The organism is Saccharothrix variisporea (genome assembly GCF_003634995.1).
Lineage (GTDB): Bacteria > Actinomycetota > Actinomycetes > Mycobacteriales > Pseudonocardiaceae > Actinosynnema > Actinosynnema variisporeum.
Genome location: NZ_RBXR01000001.1, coordinates 4,514,188 through 4,533,546, shown reverse-complemented (window position 1 = coordinate 4,533,546; position 19,359 = coordinate 4,514,188). Strand labels below are relative to the sequence as shown.

Below are 19,359 nucleotides of genomic sequence, written 5' to 3'. Positions count from 1 at the left end.
AAAACGTGATCACTGTCGAGAACCTCACCAAGACCTTTCCCGGGAGTACCGGTCAGGTTCGCGCGCTGGACGGCGTGAACCTGGACGTCGCCGCGGGCACCGTCCTCGGCGTCGTCGGCCCCAGCGGGGCGGGCAAGTCCACCCTGGCCCGGTGCGTCGCGCTCCTGGAGCGCCCCGACAGCGGCGCGATCCGCGTCGACGGCACCGACCTGGTCTCCCTCGGCGGCACCGCGCTGCGCAACGCCCGCCGCCAGATCGGCGTTGTGCCGCAAGGGGATTCGCTGCTGCGCCAGCGCACCGCCGCGGGCAACGTGGCGCTGCCGCTGGAGTCCGCGGGCGTCCCCGGGCCGCAGCGCCGCACCCGCGTCGCCGAACTGCTCGACCTGGTCGGCCTGACCGACAAGGCGGGCGTCTACCCCGACCAGCTCTCCGGCGGCCAGCGCCAGCGCATCGCCGTCGCCCGCGCCCTGGCGGCCAGCCCGTCGGTGCTGCTGGCCGACGAGCCGACCTCCGCCCTGGACCCCGAGACCACCGGCTCCGTGCTGACCGTGCTGGACCGCGCGCGGGCCGAGCTGGGCGTGACGGTGCTCGTGGTCACCCACGACATGGGCGTGGTCCGCAAGATCTGCGACGACGTCGCGGTGCTGGAGGACGGCCGCGTGGTCGAGCACGGCAAGGTGCTCGAGCTCATCGCCGACGCCGGCTCCCGCACGGCCTCGTCGCTGCTGCCCGCCGTCGACCAGAACCCGGCCGCCGAGAAGGCCTACGACCGCGTCGCCGACGTGGTGCTGGTCGGCTTCGCCGCGGTGGGCGCGCTGCTGCCGGAGGCCACCAACCGGTTCGGCGTCGAGCTGAACCTGCTCGGCGGCGGCCTGACCCGGCTCGGCGAAACCCCGGTCGCGCGCTTCCGCGTCGGCCTGAACGGAGAACGCGCCGACTCGGCGCTCGAATTCATCGCGGACGCGGGTGGGGCAGTGCGGCGGACCCTGACCGGTCCGCAGGGAGTAGCTGCGTGAGGTCTGCAACACCCTGGCCCACCGTGTTCGACGGCGTCCTGGTCGCCACCGGGCAGACGTTGTACATGGTGGCCGTCTCCACCCTGATCGCTGTGCTGCTCGGCATTCCCGTCGGCATCTGGCTGCAGCTCACCGCCCCCGGTGGGCTGCGGCCGAAGCCGGTGGTGCACAACCTGCTCGGCTTCGTCGTGGACCTGGGGCGGTCGATGCCGTTCCTGGTCCTGCTGATCCTGCTGATGTCGTTCACCCGCTTGTTGTTGGGCAACACCATCGGACCGACGGCGGCGATCGTCCCGCTCGCGGTGGGCGCGATCCCGTTCGTCGGCCGGCTGGTGCAGAACGTGCTGGCGGAAGTCCACTTCTCGGTGGTGGAGGCCGCGGTAACCACCGGTGCCTCCACGGCCAAGATCGTCCGCTCGGTCCTGATGCGCGAGTCGCTGCCCGCGATGATCAACGCCATCGGGGTCACCGCCATCGCGATCCTCGGCTACTCCGCACTGGCCGGGGTGGTGGGCGGCGGCGGCCTCGGCGACGTGGCCGTGCGCATGGGCTACCAACGCTTCGACGACCGGTACCTGTGGAGCACGGTCGCGGTCCTGGCGGTGATCGCGACGCTCATCCAACTGATCTCCAACCGCGTGGCACGAGCCGTGGACCGACGCCGCCACGCATCCTCCGTCTGACCCGCCCGACCCCGGCCCCGGACCCCGTCTCGGCGCCACTCGAACCCCCTCGAACCCACTTGTATCCGCCTGCAACCGCTCGAACCCGCTTGAAACCGCTCGGAGCCGCTCGAACCCGCTTGAAACCGGGCGGAGCCGCTTGAAACCGCTCGGAACCGGGCGGGGTCGGGACCAGGCCCGGCCGCCCAGCCGGACCCCGGTCCTCCGCCGGAAGCCCGTCGGACAGCCGGTCCTCCGCCGGAAGCCCGTCAGGAACCCGGGGTCCCGCCCCTGTCGCGGAGCCCGGTGGTCCCGCTGGAACCGGCCTCGACCTGCTCGAACCCGGCCGCCCGTCTCGTTCTTGCTCCACACCCTCCACCCGACTGAAATTTTTAGTTCACTGAAGGAAAATTTTCCCATGCGTAGGCGTATTGGTGCTGCCCTCGTAGCCGTGCTGCTGACCGCGGTCGGCTGCGGGAGCGGTCAGACCGGCGGTGCCGCTTCGGATCCGAACGCGGCGCTCAAGGTGGGCGTGAGCCCCGTCCCGCACGCCCAGGTGCTGCGTTACGTCGCGGACAACCTGGCCAAGGACAAGGGCCTCAAGATCGAGGTCGTCGAGTTCACCGACTACGTCCAGCCCAACACCGCCCTCGTGGACGGGTCGCTGGACGCCAACTACTTCCAGACCGTGCCCTACCTGGAGACCTTCAAGGCCGAGAGCGGCGCGAAGCTGGAGTGGATCGGGCCGGTCCACATCGAGCCGCTGGGCGTGTACTCCAAGAAGCACAAGAAGCTGTCCGACCTGCCCAACGGCGCCCGGGTCGCGGTCGCGAACGACGCCACCAACGAGGCTCGCGGGCTTCGGCTCCTCCAGGACAACGGCCTGATCAAGATCAAGGCGGGCGCCGAGAAGACCGCGACCATCAAGGACATCGCCGACAACCCCAAGAACCTGGAGTTCGTCGAGCTCGAGGCGGCCCAGCTGCCCCGGTCGCTGGAGGACACCGACGCCTCCGTCGTCAACGGCAACTACGCCATCGACGCCGGCCTCAAGCCCGCGAACGACGCCCTGGCGCTGGAGAAGGCCGAGGGCAACCCGAACGCGAACGGCCTGGTCACGCGGGCCGAGCTGAAGGACGACAAGCGGATCAAGGACCTGCTGGAGCTGCTCCAGTCGCAGCAGGTGAAGGACTACATCAAGCAGACCTTCTCGGGGTCCGTGCTGGCGGTCTGAGCCGGCTACCCCACTGCGCGCTCTCGACTCCGGCCGAGGGCGCGCAGTGCTTTGTAGAGGGCCAGGGCGACGGTCAGGCCGCTGAGGACCGCGATCACGCCGTCCACCAGGTAGTCCTCGGGCGCGGGACCGTCGATCACCAGGGCCGTGAAGACCAGCGCGAACGCGACGACCCCGGCGCGGACGAGGGCGGGTCGGGCCGGCGGGGCGCAGTGGTCGGGGACGGGGAGTTCGGGGGCGCGGGACAGTTCGCGGCGGCACCACCAGGCCAGGACCAGAGCGCCGAACAGGCCGCTGAGCCATTGCGCGACCTTGTACCCGCCCAGGCCTGGGACGACGTCGTGGCCGAGTGCGGGGACGAAGCGCAGGGCCCAAGCCGTCCGAGTGGGTGAAGCCGTCCCACAGGACGTGGGTGAGCGCGCCGAGGAACGCGGAGAGCAGCATCACGGCGCTGAACCGCGGGGCGGGGAGGCCGGCTGCCCTCAAGCGCACGCGCTCGGGCGCCAGTGCCATCACCGGTTCGTGTAGGAGCGTGCGGTAGAGGTAAAGGGCGATCAGCGTGATCGGCACGTCTACCAGGGCGGTTCCCCACCACGTGTGGGTCAGCTCGGCGCCCCACGGGTGCATGGCCGCGAAGTAGGGCAGGTCCGGTGCCATCGAGCCGATGACCAGGGCGGACGGGACCAGCGGGCGGCGGGCGAGGGGGACGACGGCGGCCACGTGGGAGACGGTGAACGGCACTCGGTCGATTGTTGGGCAAAGCCCGTAGGCTTCTTATGTGCTCGCCGTCGTTCCGCCACCGGTCACCGTCCGCGTCCCGGCCAAGGTCAACCTGCACCTGGCCGTCGGGGAGACGCGCGCGGACGGCTACCACGACCTGGTCACCATCTTCCAGGCGCTGTCCCTGACCGACGAGGTGACGGTCGCGGTCGCCGACGACCCCGGGGTCGAGGTGCACGGGGAGGGTGCGGACGCCGTGCCCACCGGGCCGTCCAACCTGGCGTGGAAGGCCGTGCGCGCGCTGGCCGCCCACGTCGGCCGGGACGTGGAGGACCCGAAGGTGCGGGTGGTGATCCGCAAGTCCATCCCGGTCGCGGGCGGCATGGCCGGCGGCAGTGCCGACGCCGCCGCCACGCTGGTCGGGCTGGCCGCGCTGTGGCGGCTGGAGATCGGGCGCGACGAGCTGGCCGGCCTGGCCGCCAAGATCGGCGCGGACGTCCCGTTCGCCCTCTACGGCGGCACCGCGCTGGGCACCGACCGGGGCGACCAGATCGTCCCCGTGCTGGCCCGGCACACGTTCCACTGGGTGCTCGCGTTCGACCGGCGCGGCCTGTCCACGCCCGAGGTGTTCGGCGAGCTGGACCGGCTGCGGGTCGACGGCGACCCGCCCCGGGTCGGGCCGGCCGAGGCCGTGCTGGAGGGTCTGGCGTCGGGCGACCCGCGGCAGCTCGCGCTGCTGCTGGGCAACGACCTCCAAGCCGCCGCCGTGTCCCTGCGCCCCAACCTGCGCCGCACGTTGCGCGCCGGGGTGGACGCGGGTGCGCTGGCGGGCATGGTGTCCGGGTCGGGGCCGACGTGCGCGTTCCTGTGCACGGACGGCGACTCGGCGGTCCGCGTGGCGGCCGAGTTGGCCGGTGCCGGGGTGTGCCGGACGGTGCGGGTGGCCCAGGGGCCGGTGCCCGGGGCGCGGGTCGTCGGGGTGGAGGAGGCTCCGCGGCCGACGCCGCCCGAGGTGCACGCCTGAGGTGCACGCCTGGGATGCACGCCTGGGGTCTCGCGTGACCCGGCCTGACTTTGCCTGTGACTAGTCGAAGGTTGTGTTGATGGCCAACTTGGTCAACTTGGAGACGGTCTCCAAGTCGTTCGGTGTGCGTCCGCTGCTGGACTCGGTGTCGCTCGGGGTCGGTGAAGGTGACCGGATCGGGGTCGTCGGGCTCAACGGCGGTGGCAAGACCACGCTGCTGGAGGTGCTCGCGGGTCTCGCCGAACCGGATGACGGGCGCGTCAGCCGACAGCGCGACGTCCGGATGGCGGTCGTCACGCAGCGCACCGAACTGCCGCCGGACTCGACGGTCCGCAACGCCGTGATCGACCCGTTGGGGTTCGACGCCGAACACGAGTGGGCGGCGGACGCGCGGGTGCGCAACATCCTCGACGGGCTGGGCATCACCGCGCTGGGGCTGGACTCGGTCGTGGGCACCATGTCCGGTGGCGAGCGGCGGCGGGTCGCGCTGGCGGCGGCGCTGGTGCGGGAGCTGGACCTGGTCGTGCTGGACGAGCCGACCAACCACCTGGACGTCGAGGGTGTCCGCTGGCTGGCCGACCACCTGCTGGCCCGCCGCACCGCGCTGGTGGTCGTGACCCACGACCGGTGGTTCCTGGACACGGTGTGCACGCGCACGTGGGAGGTCGTCGGCGGGCGCGTCGAGCAGTACGAGGGCGGGTACGCGGACTGGATCTTCGCCCGCGCCGAGCGCGCCCGGCTGGCCGACGCGATCGAGGAGAAGCGGCGCAACCTGGCCCGCAAGGAGCTGGCGTGGCTGCGCCGGGGCGCGCCCGCGCGGACGTCCAAGCCCCGCTACCGGATCGAGGCGGCCGAGGCCCTGATCTCGGACGTGCCGCCGCCGCGCGACTCGGTCGAGCTGCTGGCCTTCGCCAAGCGGCGGCTGGGGCGGACGGTGCTGGAGCTGGAGGACGCGACCCTGACCGTGGGGGAGCGGGTGCTGGTGGAGGACCTGACCTGGCGGGTCGGACCGGGTGACCGGGTCGGGATCGTGGGCGTGAACGGGTCCGGCAAGACCACGTTGCTGCGCGCGTTGGCCGGTGAGCGCGAGCTGGACGCGGGTCGTCGGGTGCAGGGGCAGACCGTGAAGCTCGCGCACCTCTCGCAGGAGCTGCACGACCTGGACGGGTCGATGCGGGTCCTGGAGGCCGTGGAGGAGGTGGCGCGGCGGGTCGTGCTGGGCAAGCAGGAGATGTCCGCGTCGCAGCTGGCGGAGCGGTTCGGGTTCTCGTCGCAGCGGCAGTGGACGCCGGTCGGGGACCTGTCCGGCGGCGAGCGGCGGCGGTTGCAGCTGTGCCGGTTGCTGATGGCCGAGCCGAACGTGCTGCTGCTGGACGAGCCGACCAACGACCTGGACATCGACACGTTGCAGCAGCTGGAGGACCTGCTGGACTCGTGGCCCGGGACGCTGGTGGTGATCTCGCACGACCGGTACCTGGTGGAACGGGTGTGCGACCAGGTCGTGGCGTTGTTCGGGGACGGGCGGTTGACCGACCTGCCGGGCGGGATCGAGGAGTACCTGCGGCGGCGGGACGCGGCCGCGGCGGCCTCGACGGCTCCGAAGACCGCTGCCGGTGGGGCTGCGGGTGGGGCTGCGGGTGGGGCTGCGGGCGGTGGTGCGAAGGCGCCTTCTTCGGCGGCTGATCAGCGGGCGGCGCGCAAGGAGTTGGCGCGGTTGGAGCGGCGGTTGGAGCAGCTGCACAAGAAGGAGGCCGAGCTGCACGCCAAGCTGGCGGAGGCGGCTACGGATCCGGAGCGGCTGTTGGCGTTGGACGCCGAGTTGAAGGCCGTGCTGACGGAGGCGGAGGACGTCGAGGCGCAGTGGCTGGAGGCGGCGGAGACTGCGGAGGGCTGAGCCCAAAAGCCGAAGTCCAGAGCTCACTGCAAAAGCCAAAAGCCAAAAGCCAAAAGCCAAAAGCCAAAAGCTAGAAGCGGCGCTCGCCGCGCGGCAGGCCCCCGGGGGTGGGAAGGGCGTCAGTTTCTTCCCCCCGTACGGCCTGCCGGAGGCAACCACCCTTGGCCCGTTTCCGCAACCGGTAAAGCTGGTTGCGGAAACGGGCCAAGCGCGGTTGGGCTGCGCCCAGGCCGTACGGGGGGAAGAAACCGAGGCCCTTCCCGTGGCTGGCAGCCCGGCCTTGCGCCTTCGGCGCGCGCGGTGGGTGGGCGTGGGTGCGTGGGCCGGCGGCCGGTGGTTGGGACCGGCGGGCTGGGTTTGTGGGGCGCGTCGGGTGGTGCACTGCCGGTGGGGGCGCGCCGGTGGTGCACTGCCGGGTGGCTGGTTGCTAGCGGCGGGTGCGTAGGCGGGGTTTGTGGTCCATGTGGGAGAGGCCCTTCCAGGCCAGGTTCACCAGGTGGGCCGCTACCTCGTCCTTCTTCGGCTTCCTGACCTCCAGCCACCACTGGCCGGTCAGTGCGACCATCCCCACCAGGGCCTGGCTGTACAGCGCGGCCAGTTTGCGGTCGTAGCCCTGTCTCGAGAAGTGCAGGCCCAGGATGGACTCGACCTGGCTCGCGATGTCGTTCAGCAGGGACGAGAAGGTGCCGGTCGAGGACGCCACGGGGGAGTCGCGGACCAGGATGCGGAAGCCGTCCGTGGAGCCCTCGATGTAGTCGAGCAGGGCACAGGCCGCCTGTTCCAGGAGTTCTCGGGGGTGGCCGCCGGACAGGGCGTTGACGATGTGGTCCATCAGGTACTGCATCTCGCGGTCCACGACCACCGCGTAGATGCCTTCCTTGCCGCCGAAGTGCTCGTACACCACCGGCTTCGAGACGCCCGCGCGGTGGGCGATCTCCTCGATCGAGGTGACCTCGAAGCCCTTCTCGGCGAACAATGCGCGGGCCACGTCGAGGAGTTGTTCGCGTCGTTCCTTGCCGGTCATCCGCACGCGCGGGACCGGGGTGTCGTCTGCTCGCCGTCGTCCCGCCACTCCGGTCACCCTAAACACCCGCCCCTCACCAAGTCGGCGAGGGGCGGGTGAACCATTCACTTCTTGACGCTGATCCGGGCCAGGCGCTGCTCGGTCGGCCATCGCACGTCACGGGCCCAGCCGAACTTCTCGAACAGCCAGATGAGCCTGGCGGAGGTGTCGATCTGGCCCCGCTTCACGCCGTGGCGCGCGCAGGTCGGGTCGGCGTGGTGCAGGTTGTGCCAGGACTCGCCGAAGGACAGGATCGCCAGCGCCCAGACGTTGGCGGAGCGGTCGCGGGCCGCGAAGGGGCGGTCGCCGACCATGTGGCAGATCGAGTTCACCGACCACGTGACGTGGTGCAGGAACGCCACGCGCACCAGGCCCGCCCAGAAGAACGCGGACAGCGCGCCGGCCCAGGACATCGTGATCAGGCCGCCCAGCACCCCCGGAGCGAGCAGGCTGATCGTGGTCCACAGCCAGAAGAGCTTGTCGACCTTCACGAGGTCGTCGTCGGCCAGCAGGTCCGGCGCGAAGCGCTGCGCGTTGGTCTTGTCGCGCTCGAACAGCCAGCCCATGTGGGCGTGCCAGAAGCCCTTGGCCAGGGCGACCGGGCCGGAGCCGAACAGCCACGGCGAGTGCGGGTCGCCCTCGCGGTCGGAGAAGGCGTGGTGACGGCGGTGGTCGGCGACCCAGACGATCACCGGGCCCTGCAGCGCCATGCTGCCCGCGATGGCCAGGCCGATCTTGAGCGCCCGGTTCGCCTTGAACGAGCCGTGCGTGAAGTACCGGTGGTAGCCGATGGTCACGCCGAGGCCGGACAGGTAGTAGAACGCCACGAACAACGCGACGTCCAGCCAGCCCAGCCCCCACCCCCAGGCGAACGGCACCGCCGCGATCAGGGCCAGGAACGGCACGACCACGAACACGTAGACGCCGAGTTGCTCCACGTGGCCGCGACGGCCGTCGATCATCGGCTTGGGGCCTTTGTCTTCCGGACCGCGCGGCGTTTGCCTGCTCTCCAGGGTGCTGGTCATACGTCTACCTCTTGTTTTCGGGGGCAAAGATCACGGCTACCTACGGAACCGTAACTTACGGAAGCGTAAGTTAGGTTCGGCTCGTGCCGCCACACCCGGGCCGAAACTCACGGCGTGTTCTCAGGTTCCCGGGCGTGTCGATCACGGTGGGCGCATCATTCGGTGATGGGGACACCGAACGTTCGCCGCAGACGTCGGTTGCGGATCGTCGTGGTTGTGGTCGTTGTGCTGTTGTTGCTGGTCAGCGGTGGCTTGATCGGCGTCGGCTGGTACTACAGCGGGCAGTTGTTGGAGCCTGCTCGGGCGCGTCCCGGGTATCCGGAGACCGTCACCGGGGTGGGTGACGGGACCGTCTCGCTGGCGGAATCCCGCGTCAGTGTGTTGCCGGGCACGTGGGGCCTTGTGTGGCCCGACGGCGCGGCCCGGGTCGGTGGGATCACCGGGCGCTCGGGCGGTGTGGTGACGCGCGAGTTGGTGGGTTCCCCGCCGGCCGTCGGGGCGAAGGTGCGCATGGAGACGGCCGTGTGGACCGGTGACCCGAAAGCGGCGCTCGGGCTGGAGTACCGGGACGTCGTGGTGCGCACGGAGTTGGGCGACGCGCCGGCCTGGCTGGTGCCCGGCACGTCGTCGACGTGGGTGGTCGCGGTGCACGGTCGGGGTGGGTCCCGGACCGAGGCACTGCGGGTCGTTCCCGCGCTGCACGGGGCCGGGTTACCCGTTCTGGCGGTGACCTACCGCAACGACGCCGGCGCACCCCGTTCGCCGGACGGGCTGTTCCACCTGGGTGACACCGAGTGGCGGGACGTCGAGGCGGCCGTCCGGTACGCGCGGGAGCACGGCGCGCGGGACGTGGTGCTCTACGGGTGGTCGATGGGCGGGGCGATCGTGGGGCAGTTCCTGGGGCGGTCGGCGGACGCCGACGAGGTCGTGGCCGTGGTGCTGGACGCCCCCGTGACCAGTTGGACCAGGACGCTGGAGTTGCAGTCGCGCAACCGCGGGGTGCCGACGCAGCTGGTGCCGGTGGCCGAGCTCGTCTCGGACTGGCGGGCGGACCTGGAGTTCGAGCGGTTCGACCTGGTCGACCACCCGCCCGCGCACAAGCCCCGGACGCTGCTGTTCCACGGCGGCGCGGACGGGACGGTCCCGGTGTCGGCGTCGCGGGACCTGGCGGCGGCCTCGCACCGGCTCGGGTGGCCGATGAGGTACGTCGAAGTGCCCGCCGCGGACCACACGGCGGCCTGGAACGTCGATCCCGCCGCGTACGAGCGGATCGTGACCGAATTTGTGGGTTCTCTCAACGAACCGTCGTGACCTGCGGAAACACGAAGGGTCATGATCGGGTTACCGTGAGATTGCGGCCAGTTGAGTGGTCGTGCTGACCTGGTGGGACCACTCATGACAACATGTGGTCGCACGGGCGAGGGCTCCTCGCCCGATCCGCCATGGTGTAAAGGCAGCACCTCGGATTTTGGTTCCGATGGTCCAGGTTCGAATCCTGGTGGCGGAGCGAGAGCGGCCGAGCCGGGGCGTCCGGCCCGGTGACCCTGCGTCTGCATGGGGGTGTGAGTCGCTGCACGAGGAAGCGGTCGACGAGCAGGGCAACGTGGTGCCGGCGCTCCACGAGATGTCCGACGCGTGGCTGGTCGGCCGCGCGTCCGAGCTTGTCGCCGTGGCCCAGAGCAGCCACCTCTCCGACCAGTTGGAGGCGACCCACGAGGTCGACAAGCTCCTGGCCGAGGCGCAGGCCCGCGGTGAACCGCGGATCGTCGGCCAGCTGCTGCGCGCGGCGGCGGTGGTCCGGCTGGTCACGCCCGGTCTCGTGGACATGTCCGACTCCATGCTGGACGAGTTGCTCGCCCACACCCGCCGGCACGGCCTGGTCGTGCTGGAGGCCGAGGCGCACGCGCTGCGCGGCCGGCGGTACCTGCTCGGCGGGTTCGAGGACAAGGCGCTGACCGAGGTCGCCAGCGGCCTGGCCATGCTCGACGAGGACCTCACCCCCGACCCGGTGCTGGACAAGCGCACCTGGGACCGGCTGCTGGCCAGCGCCCTGCAGAGCACGGGCCTGGTGCTCACCCAGCTCGGCGTCTACGAGATGGCCGACCAGGTGCTGGCGCGGGCGCACAACGCGATCCGGGACAGCGCCGGTCCGCACCTGATCTACATCCACCTGATGAACCGGGCCCGGATGCTCATCGGCTGGGGCCTGCGGCTGGAGCGCGTGGACAACCTGGAGGAGGCGGCGACCAAGTTCGCCACCGCGTCCGCGATCGCCGAGGCCGTCGAGGGGCCGTTCCGCGAGTCCCTGCACCCCGGCCGGCGGGACCGGTCGGCGGCCGAGCAGGTGCCGGTCATCGGCGCCGCGCACGCGCTGGCCAAGCCGGGGCCCGAGCACATCGCGCCGCTGTGGCGGTTGCGCGAGCTGTCGATGTACGCGCGCGAGCTGATCATCGTGTCCATCGCCCTGTCCCGCTGCCTGGCGCTGGAGGAGCTGCCGCAGCAGGCGTTGCAGGTGCTGGCGGACGCGCGGACCCGGCTGGAGCACGACACGTCCGAGCCGACGCTGATGCTGTGCCTGGTGCGCGAGTACGCGCAGCTGTCCGGTCCGCACGGGGAGCACACGACCAGCGCGTTGCAGTCCTACGCGAACGCGCTGGAGGTGGAGCTGTGGCAGATGCAGGAGGCCCGCACCGCCACCCTGGTCACCCGGCGCGACCACGAGCGGCTGACCCGGGCGCACGGCGCCATCGCGCAGCAGGCCCTGCAGGACCCGTTGACCGGCTTGCCGAACCGGCGGGCGCTGGACGACCGGCTGGGCGCGCTGATCAGCGCGCAGACGCACCCCATGGCGATCGCCCTCGTCGACCTGGACGGGTTCAAGGTCGTCAACGACAAGCACTCGCACGCCGAGGGTGACGACGTGCTGCGGGTGATCGCCTCGACGCTGCGGCAGGCGCTGCGCGGGGACGACCTGGTCGCGCGGTACGGCGGTGACGAGTTCGTGGTCCTGCTGCCCGGCGCGCCCCTGCACGCGGCGGAGGCGGCGCTGGGCCGGGCGGTGGACGCGGTGGCGGCCCTGCCGGCGGACCTCTCGCGCGGGGTGACGCTGTCGGTGGGCGTGATCTCGGTGCGGCCCCGCGAGTCGGCGCACCAGGCGCTGGCGCGGGCGGACTCGGCGATGTACCTGGCCAAGCGGCGCGGCGGCTGCCGGGTGGCGGCGGTCGAGGGCGAGGCGTCGGCCGAGAGCTGAGGCGCTCGGTGGCGGGGTCGGCACGGTTCGTGGTCGCCCGCCGTGATTGCGGGCACACCGGTGGCGGCGGCGGTGTCCGGTTCGGCGGCGTGGTCCGGACCAATGGTTCGGTCACCCGATCGGCGGGGATTCCGCGGGGTGGCGGGCGTGGATGCGCTGGGGCGCTTGCCATCCCCGTGTCCCGGATCCGTCCGCGGGCCGGTCGGCGGCGGGGTGTCGCGGCTGTTCGGGGCGGTCCGGAGGGGCGTCCGAGCGGTGTCGGAACGGGGTCCGGCAGGTAACTGCCAGGTTGCCGCCGGGGCGGGTGAGGCCTCCTCGGAGGCTTAGTATCAGCATCTGGCGGGAGCCAGGCCTTCCCGCTGGCAGGCACGCACTCAGCTAGGGAGAGCGCTGATGCTCGAGGGTGTCCCCACCCCAGTCAGCACGATCGTCCTCGCAGCGGGTGAAGGCACCCGCATGCGCTCAGCCACCCCCAAGGTGTTGCACCGGATCGCCGGTCGCTCCCTCGTGGAGCACGCGGTCCGCGCCGCCGCCGGGACCGATCCCGACCACCTGGCCGTCGTCGTCGGACACGGCCGCGCCGCGGTCACCGAGCACCTCGACAGCCTGTCGCACGCGCTGGACCGCAAGGTCACCGTCGCGGTGCAGGAGCAGCAGAAGGGCACGGGTCACGCGGTCGGGTGCGGCCTGGCCGAGCTGCCCGCCGACCTGACCGGCACCGTCCTGGTCACCTACGGCGACGTCCCGCTGCTGGACGCCGCCACGCTGAGCGACCTGCTCGTCCAGCACGGGAAGGCGGGCAACGCCGTCACCGTGCTCACCGCCGTCGTCCCGGACCCGACCGGCTACGGCCGGATCATCCGCACCGAGTCCGGCGAGGTCGCGGCGATCGTCGAGCAGAAGGACGCCACCCCGCAGCAGCGGGCCGTCAACGAGATCAACTCCGGCGTCTACGCGTTCGACGCCGAGGTGCTGCGCGACGGGCTCTCCCGCCTGTCCACCGACAACGCCCAGGGCGAGCTGTACCTGACCGACGTGCTGTCCATCGCGCGCGGCGACGGCAAGCGCGTCGGCGCGGTGGTCACCACCGATCCGTGGCTGGTGGAGGGAGTGAACGACCGCGTCCAGCTCGCCCGGCTGGGCGCCGAGCTCAACCGCCGGATCGTCGAGCGGTGGATGCGCGAGGGCGTGACCGTGGTCGACCCGGCCACCACCTGGCTGGACGCGGACGTGCGGCTCGGTCGTGACGCCGTAATCGAGCCGGGCGTGCAGCTGCGCGCGGGCACGGTCGTCGGCGAGGGCGCGGTGGTCGGCCCGGACACCACGCTCAGCGGCTGCTCCATCGGCGCGGGCGCCTCCGTCGTGCGCACGCACGGCACCGGCGCGCAGATCGGCGCGGGCGCGTCGGTCGGACCGTTCGCCTACCTGCGGCCCGGCACCAAGCTCGGCGCAGACGGCAAGATCGGCACGTTCGTCGAGGTCAAGAACTCCGACATCGGCACCGGCTCCAAGGTCCCGCACCTGAGCTACATCGGCGACGCCACCATCGGCGAGCACTCCAACATCGGCGCGGCCAGCGTCACCGTGAACTACGACGGCGTGAACAAGCACCGCACCGTCATCGGGTCCCACGCCCGCACGGGCTCGGACAACATGTTCGTCGCCCCCGTCACCGTCGGGGACGGCGCGTACACCGGCGCCGGGACCGTCGTGCGCCGCGACGTGCCCCCGGGCGCGCTGGCCGTGTCCGGCGGCCCGCAGCGCAACCTCGCCGGCTGGGTCCTGGACCGCAGGCCCGGCACGGCCGCCGCTCAAGCGGCACAGGACGCCCTGGCGTCGCAGAATGCCGAGACAACCGCCGAGGAAGGGCGTTGACCGTGAACCCCACCATGCCCGGTACCCCGAAGAAGAACCTGATGCTCTTCGGCGGTCGCGCCTACCCCGAGCTGACCGAGCAGGTGGCCAAGCACCTCAACGTGTCGGTGACCCCGCAGTCGGCCTACGACTTCGCCAACGGCGAGATCTTCGTGCGGTTCGAGGAGTCCGTGCGCGGGTGCGACGCGTTCGTCATCCAGTCCCACTGCGCGCCCATCAACCAGTGGCTGATGGAGCAGCTGATCATGGTGGACGCGCTCAAACGGGCCTCCGCCAAGCGCATCACCGTGATCATGCCGTTCTACCCGTACGCGCGGCAGGACAAGAAGCACCGCGGCCGTGAGCCGATCTCGGCCCGCCTGGTGGCCGACCTGTTCAAGACCGCGGGCGCGGACCGCCTGGTCGCCGTCGACCTGCACACCGCCCAGATCCAGGGCTTCTTCGACGGCCCGGTGGACCACCTGTGGGCCATGCCGCTGCTGGCCGAGCACATCCGCGACAAGTACGCGGGCCGCGAGCTGACCGTGGTGTCCCCGGACGCGGGCCGCACCAAGCTGGCCGAGAAGTGGGCCGACACCCTGGGCGGCGCGCCCATCGCGTTCATCCACAAGACCCGCGACCCGCTGCGCCCGAACGAGGTCGTCGCCAACCGCGTGGTGGGCCAGGTCGAGGGCCGGCTGTGCGTGGTCATCGACGACATGATCGACACCGGCGGCACCATCACCAAGGCCGTGGAGCAGCTGCTGGCCGAGGGCGCGTCCGACGTGGTCATCGCCGCCACCCACCCGGTCCTGTCCGGCCCGGCGGTGGACCGGCTGCGCGACTGCGGCGCCCGCGAGGTCGTGTTCACCGACACCCTGCCGATCCCGGCGGAGAAGCGCTTCGACGCGATGACCGTGCTGCCGATCGCACCGCTGCTGGCGCGCGTGATCCAGGAGGTCTTCGAGGACGGCTCGGTGACGAGCCTGTTCGACGGCAACGCCTGAGCACGTGTTAGACCCCGGAAGTCCCCGTGTGCCGGAGTCCGGTGCGCGGGGACTTCCCGCGTTCAACGTCGTGACCGGGTCCGAGGCGTCCCGGATCATCCAGGTCGGCGTGGTCGGCGGCGACCTGGTGGTGCCGGCGGCAGACCCGGTCGAGACGGCCTACCACCGGCAGGTCGCGCGGATGGCGCCGCCCCGACTGCTCGACCGGGACGACGAGCTGGCCGAGCTGGCCCGGTTCTGCACGTCCCCGGACACCGCGGGCGCCTACCGCTGGTGGCAGGCCGGGCCGTGGTCGGGCAAGACCGCGCTGATGGCGTGGTTCGCCCTGCACCCGCCGCCCGGCGTGCGGGTCGTGTCGTTCTTCGTCACCGGCCGCCACGCCGCGCAGAACGACCGCGTCGCGCTCGTCGAGAACGTGCTGGAGCAGCTCCTGGCCCTGCACGGCCGCGCCTTGCCCGCGCTGCTCACCGAGTCGACCCGCGAAGCGCACCTGCTCGACCTCCTCGCGCGGGCGGCGCAGGAGTGCCGGCGACGCGGCGAACACCTGGTGCTGCTCGTGGACGGCATCGACGAGGACCGCGGGGTGACCGACGGCCCCGATGCGCACAGCATCGCCGCCCTGCTGCCCGTCGAGCCGCCCGACGGCCTGCGGGTCGTCGTGGCCGGCCGCCCGGAACCGGCGGTGCCTCCGGACGTCCCCGCCGACCACCCGCTGCGCCGACCGGAGGTGGTCCGGCCGCTGGCCGGGTGCCGCGCGGCCCGGGTGGAGCAGGCCGACCTGGTGCGCGAGCTGCGGGTGCTGCTCGCCACCGACCGGACCGCGGACCTGGTGGGCCTGCTCACCGCCGCGGGCGGTGGTCTGGCGGCGCCCGACCTCGCCGAGCTGACCGGCCGGTCCTACCGCGAGGTGGACGACCTCCTGGGCACCGTCGCGGCCCGCAGCCTCAGCCGCCGCGAAGGCCACCACCGCCCGGACCGGACCGTGTTCCTGCTCGCCCACGAGGAGCTGCACCGGGAGGCGGTCGAGCTGCTCGGGCCGGCTCGGCTGGCGGCGCACCTGGATCGGCTGCACGCGTGGGCGGCGGCGTACCGGGCGCGCGGCTGGCCCGAGGACACCCCCGAGTACCTGCTGCGCGGCTGGTTCGCCCGGCTGGTCGAGACCGGGGACGCGGCGGCGTTCACCGCGTGCGCCACCGACCCGGCCCGGCACGCCCGACTGCTGGCGGTGTCCGGCGGGGACGCGGCGGCGCTCGCGGAGGTCGTCCGGGCCCAGCGGGAGCTGACCTCGGGTCGGACCCCGCCCGTCGTCGAGGTGGCCGGACTCGCCGTGCACCGGATCCGGCTGCGGTCGCGGATCGAGGCCACCCACCCGGTCGGGTCGCCCGCGCTGTGGGCGATCGCGGGCCGGCTGGAGCACGCCCGCGCACTGGCCGAGTCGACCGACCCGGCGCGGCGGGAGGACGCGGTGCTCCGGGTGGTCGAGGCGGCGGCGCGGCACGGGCACCTCGCCTGGGCGGCGGAGGTCGCCGACCGCTTGCCGGTCCTGCGGACCCGCGTGCACGCCCTGGAGCGGGTGATCCGCGCCGCCGCCGACTTGGGCCACGCCGACCACGCCCGCGCGCTGCTGGAGCGGGTCGGGACCGCGGGGCACGGTGTCGACGTCATGCCGTCCCTGGTCCGGTCGCTGCTCGCGCTCGGCGAGGTGGACCGCGCTCGGGAGATCGCCGAGTCGATCCCGTCCGCTCGCAAGCGCGACAACGCCCTCCGGATCGTGGCCGAGGCCCTGGCGGCGCGGGCCGACACCGCGAGCGCCCGCGACCTCGCGGTGGCCGTCACCGGGCCGATCCACCGGGACCGCGCACTGGCCGCCCTGGTCGAGGCGGCCGTCGAGGCGCGCGAACCGGACTTCGTCCAGCACTTGGTCACCGGGATCCGCGATCCGGCGGCGTGCGTCCGGGCGTTGACCGTGGTGGTGCCCCTGGTCGTGGCCGCCGGCGGCCACGAACGGGCGGCCGCGGTGCTGCGCTGGTGGGAGGACGCCGCCCGTGCCCAGGCGGAGGCCCAGTGCCTCGCCCGGCTGTCGGCCGCGCTGGCCGAGCCGACCGAGGGCGCTGTGTCGGTCGGTGTGGCGGGTGGCGCCCCGGTCGGTGCCGCACCCACCCCGTCGCCGCCGGACCCGGAGCGGGCGTTGCGGCGGTTGCGGCGGGCCGCCCTGCGGGAGGTCGGGCGCGACCCCCTCCGGGCCCGCCGCGTGCTCGCCCGGTACCTGGTCGCCGAGGACCGGCCGGAGCACCTCGTCGCCACCGTGCGCCGGGTCGCGCCCGAGGCCCTTCCGGCGATCGCGGCCGAGGTCGCCCGCTGGGATCCGCCGCCGGGCGCGAATGCGGCGAACCCGGCTGGGGAACCCCCGATTAGGACCGGTTCCGAGGATCGGCCTACACTGGTCGGGTTGCCTCGGCGAGGGCGAGCGTCACGCTTGTCGTGATCGACGCGGCGGTTGTGGTGATGCCGCGCGTGCCCACCTCTCCGCGCCGCCCGCCGTCGTAGGCCGACACCCGCCAGCACCCCGCTTTGAGTACCGCCCGACGTTTCAAGGCCAGACCGTTAGGAGAGCCCCACCGTGTCCGAGGTCCGTCTCGCCGCAGAGGAGCGCACCGAGTTCGGCAAGGGCGCCGCCCGCCGCACCCGTCGTGCCGGAAAGATCCCCGCGGTGCTCTACGGCCACGGCTCCGACCCGAAGCACCTGGCCCTGCCGGCGCTCGAGTTCGCCCGTGTCGTCCGCGAGCACGGTCACAACGCAGTTCTGACGCTGGACATCGACTCCACGAGCGAACTCGCGCTGACCAAGACCGTCACCACGCACCCGATCAAGAACTACATCGAGCACGTGGACCTGCTGCTGGTGCAGCGGGGCGAGAAGGTCACCGTCGACGTGCCGATCGTCGTCAGCGGTGAGCCCGCCGCCGCCACCCTGGTCACCCAGGACCTGACCACGGTCCAGGTCGAGGCCGAGGCGCTGCACATCCCGGAGCAGATCGAGCTGTCGATCGAGGGCGTCGAGGCCGGCACCCAGATCCACGCGTCCGACCTGAAGCTGCCCTCCGGTGTCGGCCTGGTGACCGACGCCGAGGCGCTGGTCCTCGCCGTGAACGCCGCCCCGACGGCCGCCGAGCTGGACGGTGGCGAGGGCGAGGCCGCCGCGGACACCGAGGCCACCGAAGAGAGCTGAGCCCATCACGTCGGGCTGGTCGAACGGCACGTCACCCCCGCCTCCGGGTGGGGGCGGCGTGCCGTTCGCGTCGCTGAGCCCGGCGCAGGTGCGCTCGACGTCCTTCCCGCGCGGCAGGCGCGGCAAGGGCTACGACCCCGCGCAGGTGGACGCGTTCCTGATCCGGATCGCCGACGCCCTGTCCGGGCGCACGAAGCTGCACCCCGACCAGGTGCGCCGGGTCGTCTTCCACGAGGTGCCCGGCGGCTACGACCAGCGGTCCGTGGACGACTTCCTGGCCCGCATGGAGTGGCAGCTGCGGGCCGGGCTGGTGCCGCCGACCGGCCTGCGCACCGGCGCGGACCTGCTGGCGGTGAAGATCCCCCGGTCGGGTGGCGGCTACGATCGCGGCGAGGTCGACGCGTTCCTCGCGCGGGCCGCCGCCTCCCTGGACGGGCGTGGCCGGATGACGTCCACCGAGGTCCGCCACACCAGGTTCAGCACCACGTCCGGCCTGCGGCGGGGCTACCAGACCCGCGCGGTGGACGCCCTGTTGGACGAGCTTGAGCAGGAGTTGCGGTTCCGTGGCCGATGACATCGCCCTGGTCGTGGGCCTGGGCAACCCCGGTCCGAAGTACGAGGGCAACCGGCACAACGTCGGCTTCATGGTCCTCGACGTGCTCGCCGACCGGATCGGCGGCAAGTTCAAGGCGCACAAGGGCGGCGCCGAGGTGCTGGAGGGCCGGCTGGGCTCCCGCAAGGTCGTCCTGGCCAAGCCGCGCGGCTACATGAACACCTCCGGCGGCCCGGTCGCCGGCACGGCCCGGTTCTACAAGGTGCAGCCCGCGGACATCGTGGTCGTGCACGACGAGCTGGACCTGCCCTTCGCCGCGATCCGGATGAAGCTCGGCGGCGGCGAGAACGGCCACAACGGCCTGCGCTCGATCACGAAGTCGCTGGGCACCAAGGACTACCACCGCGTCCGCTTCGGCGTGGACCGCCCACCGGGCCGCATGGACCCGGCGGACTACGTGCTGCGCGACTTCTCGCTGGTCGAGCGCAAGGAACTGGCGTTCGAGCTGGACCGGGCGGCGGACGCCGTCGAGGCCCTGCTGGACCTGGGCCTGGAAGCGGCCCAGAACAAGTTCCACTAGGACGCCACGAGGTCGAACTGGAACCCGACCACGAACAGCACGAAGCACGCGAACCGGATGCGGACGTCCGCGCGCTCACCGCGCCCGAACGCCGTCGCCGGCGCGGCACCCACGGCCGTGACCACCAGGCCGTAGCCGATCCGGACGGCGAGCGTCACCGAGACCACCGCGTGCGTCGACCACACGGCGGCGGTGGGGCGCCCCAGCCAGGTGATCAGCGCGAAACCGCCCGCCATCCAGGCGAAGAA

The 19,359-nt window shown here is 72.4% G+C and carries 17 protein-coding genes, 1 tRNA gene and 1 pseudogene; 14 read left to right on the top strand and 5 right to left on the bottom strand.

The annotated features are described in order from the left end of the window. Window positions 1-5 precede the first annotated feature (5 nt). The 3 genes from DFJ66_RS20135 to DFJ66_RS20125 all read left to right on the top strand — a co-directional run bounded on the left by DFJ66_RS20135 (window position 6) and on the right by DFJ66_RS20125 (window position 2,912). Complete coding sequence (locus DFJ66_RS20135; protein ID WP_121223240.1) at window positions 6-1,016, top strand: methionine ABC transporter ATP-binding protein; 1,011 nt, start codon at window positions 6-8, stop codon at window positions 1,014-1,016. Further along, window positions 1,013-1,699, top strand: a complete 687-nt coding sequence (locus tag DFJ66_RS20130) for a methionine ABC transporter permease (protein ID WP_121223239.1) — start codon at window positions 1,013-1,015, stop codon at window positions 1,697-1,699. The genes DFJ66_RS20135 and DFJ66_RS20130 overlap by 4 nt, the downstream gene beginning before the upstream one ends. 397 nt (window positions 1,700-2,096) lie before the next feature. Beyond that, window positions 2,097-2,912 carry a MetQ/NlpA family ABC transporter substrate-binding protein gene (locus DFJ66_RS20125; RefSeq protein WP_121223238.1) on the top strand — a complete coding sequence of 272 codons (816 nt, stop codon included), beginning with the start codon at window positions 2,097-2,099 and terminating at the stop codon, window positions 2,910-2,912. 5 nt (window positions 2,913-2,917) lie between these two features. Here the strand turns inward: DFJ66_RS20125 and DFJ66_RS45065 are convergent, their stop codons facing one another. Both DFJ66_RS45065 and DFJ66_RS45470 read right to left on the bottom strand, forming a co-directional pair. Continuing rightward, window positions 2,918-3,280 (bottom strand): DUF4184 family protein, encoded by a 363-nt coding sequence (locus DFJ66_RS45065; RefSeq protein WP_121223237.1) that lies wholly within the window; start codon window positions 3,278-3,280, stop codon window positions 2,918-2,920. A 73-nt stretch (window positions 3,281-3,353) separates the two neighbouring features. Then, window positions 3,354-3,632, bottom strand: a pseudogene (locus tag DFJ66_RS45470) (DUF4184 family protein); the annotation flags it as partial. Window positions 3,633-3,690: 58 nt separating this feature from the next. Here DFJ66_RS45470 and DFJ66_RS20110 point away from each other — a divergent pair. Continuing rightward, entirely contained in the window at window positions 3,691-4,656 is a 966-nt protein-coding gene (locus DFJ66_RS20110; RefSeq protein WP_121223236.1) for a 4-(cytidine 5'-diphospho)-2-C-methyl-D-erythritol kinase, read from the top strand. A gap of 79 nt (window positions 4,657-4,735) precedes the next feature. Beyond that, entirely contained in the window at window positions 4,736-6,550 is a 1,815-nt protein-coding gene (locus DFJ66_RS20105) for an ABC-F family ATP-binding cassette domain-containing protein (protein ID WP_121223235.1), read from the top strand. A 427-nt stretch (window positions 6,551-6,977) separates the two neighbouring features. On the opposite strand, the gene DFJ66_RS20100 is transcribed toward DFJ66_RS20105, so the two are convergent. Further along, window positions 6,978-7,574: a TetR/AcrR family transcriptional regulator gene (locus tag DFJ66_RS20100; protein ID WP_121223234.1), complete on the bottom strand. Its 597-nt coding sequence runs from the start codon at window positions 7,572-7,574 to the stop codon at window positions 6,978-6,980. 104 nt (window positions 7,575-7,678) lie between these two features. Continuing rightward, entirely contained in the window at window positions 7,679-8,638 is a 960-nt protein-coding gene (locus DFJ66_RS20095) for an acyl-CoA desaturase (RefSeq protein WP_121223233.1), read from the bottom strand. Between the two features lie 165 nt (window positions 8,639-8,803). On the opposite strand from DFJ66_RS20095, the gene DFJ66_RS20090 reads away from it, so the two are divergent. The 9 genes from DFJ66_RS20090 (at window position 8,804) to pth (ending at window position 19,111) form a co-directional block, all read left to right on the top strand. Then, window positions 8,804-9,949 (top strand): alpha/beta hydrolase family protein, encoded by a 1,146-nt coding sequence (locus DFJ66_RS20090; protein WP_121223232.1) that lies wholly within the window; start codon window positions 8,804-8,806, stop codon window positions 9,947-9,949. Between the two features lie 125 nt (window positions 9,950-10,074). Continuing rightward, a tRNA-Gln gene (locus DFJ66_RS20085) sits at window positions 10,075-10,145 on the top strand. Continuing rightward, entirely contained in the window at window positions 10,116-11,888 is a 1,773-nt protein-coding gene (locus DFJ66_RS20080; RefSeq protein WP_246029832.1) for a GGDEF domain-containing protein, read from the top strand. The genes DFJ66_RS20085 and DFJ66_RS20080 overlap by 30 nt, the downstream gene beginning before the upstream one ends. A gap of 393 nt (window positions 11,889-12,281) precedes the next feature. Further along, window positions 12,282-13,763, top strand: coding sequence for a bifunctional UDP-N-acetylglucosamine diphosphorylase/glucosamine-1-phosphate N-acetyltransferase GlmU (gene glmU, locus DFJ66_RS20075; protein ID WP_121223230.1), 1,482 nt, complete (start codon window positions 12,282-12,284; stop codon window positions 13,761-13,763). A gap of 14 nt (window positions 13,764-13,777) precedes the next feature. After that, the gene (locus DFJ66_RS20070; RefSeq protein ID WP_121231446.1) at window positions 13,778-14,749 is read left to right on the top strand and encodes a ribose-phosphate diphosphokinase; all 972 of its coding nucleotides are present in this window, start codon (window positions 13,778-13,780) and stop codon (window positions 14,747-14,749) included. 70 nt (window positions 14,750-14,819) lie between these two features. Then, window positions 14,820-17,234, top strand: coding sequence for a hypothetical protein (locus DFJ66_RS20065; RefSeq protein WP_147459314.1), 2,415 nt, complete (start codon window positions 14,820-14,822; stop codon window positions 17,232-17,234). Window positions 17,235-17,369: 135 nt separating this feature from the next. Next, entirely contained in the window at window positions 17,370-17,978 is a 609-nt protein-coding gene (locus tag DFJ66_RS20060; RefSeq protein ID WP_121223228.1) for a 50S ribosomal protein L25/general stress protein Ctc, read from the top strand. Between the two features lie 58 nt (window positions 17,979-18,036). After that, a complete protein-coding gene (locus DFJ66_RS20055; RefSeq protein ID WP_121223227.1) occupies window positions 18,037-18,552 on the top strand; it encodes a DivIVA domain-containing protein in 516 nt (171 codons plus the stop codon). Next, entirely contained in the window at window positions 18,542-19,111 is a 570-nt protein-coding gene (gene pth / locus DFJ66_RS20050; RefSeq protein WP_121223226.1) for an aminoacyl-tRNA hydrolase, read from the top strand. Before DFJ66_RS20055 ends, pth begins: the two co-directional genes overlap by 11 nt. Here pth and DFJ66_RS20045 read toward each other — a convergent pair. After that, a complete protein-coding gene (locus tag DFJ66_RS20045) occupies window positions 19,108-19,347 on the bottom strand; it encodes a hypothetical protein (RefSeq protein ID WP_121223225.1) in 240 nt (79 codons plus the stop codon). The two genes, pth and DFJ66_RS20045, sit on opposite strands and share 4 nt — an antisense overlap. Window positions 19,348-19,359: the final 12 nt, after the last annotated feature.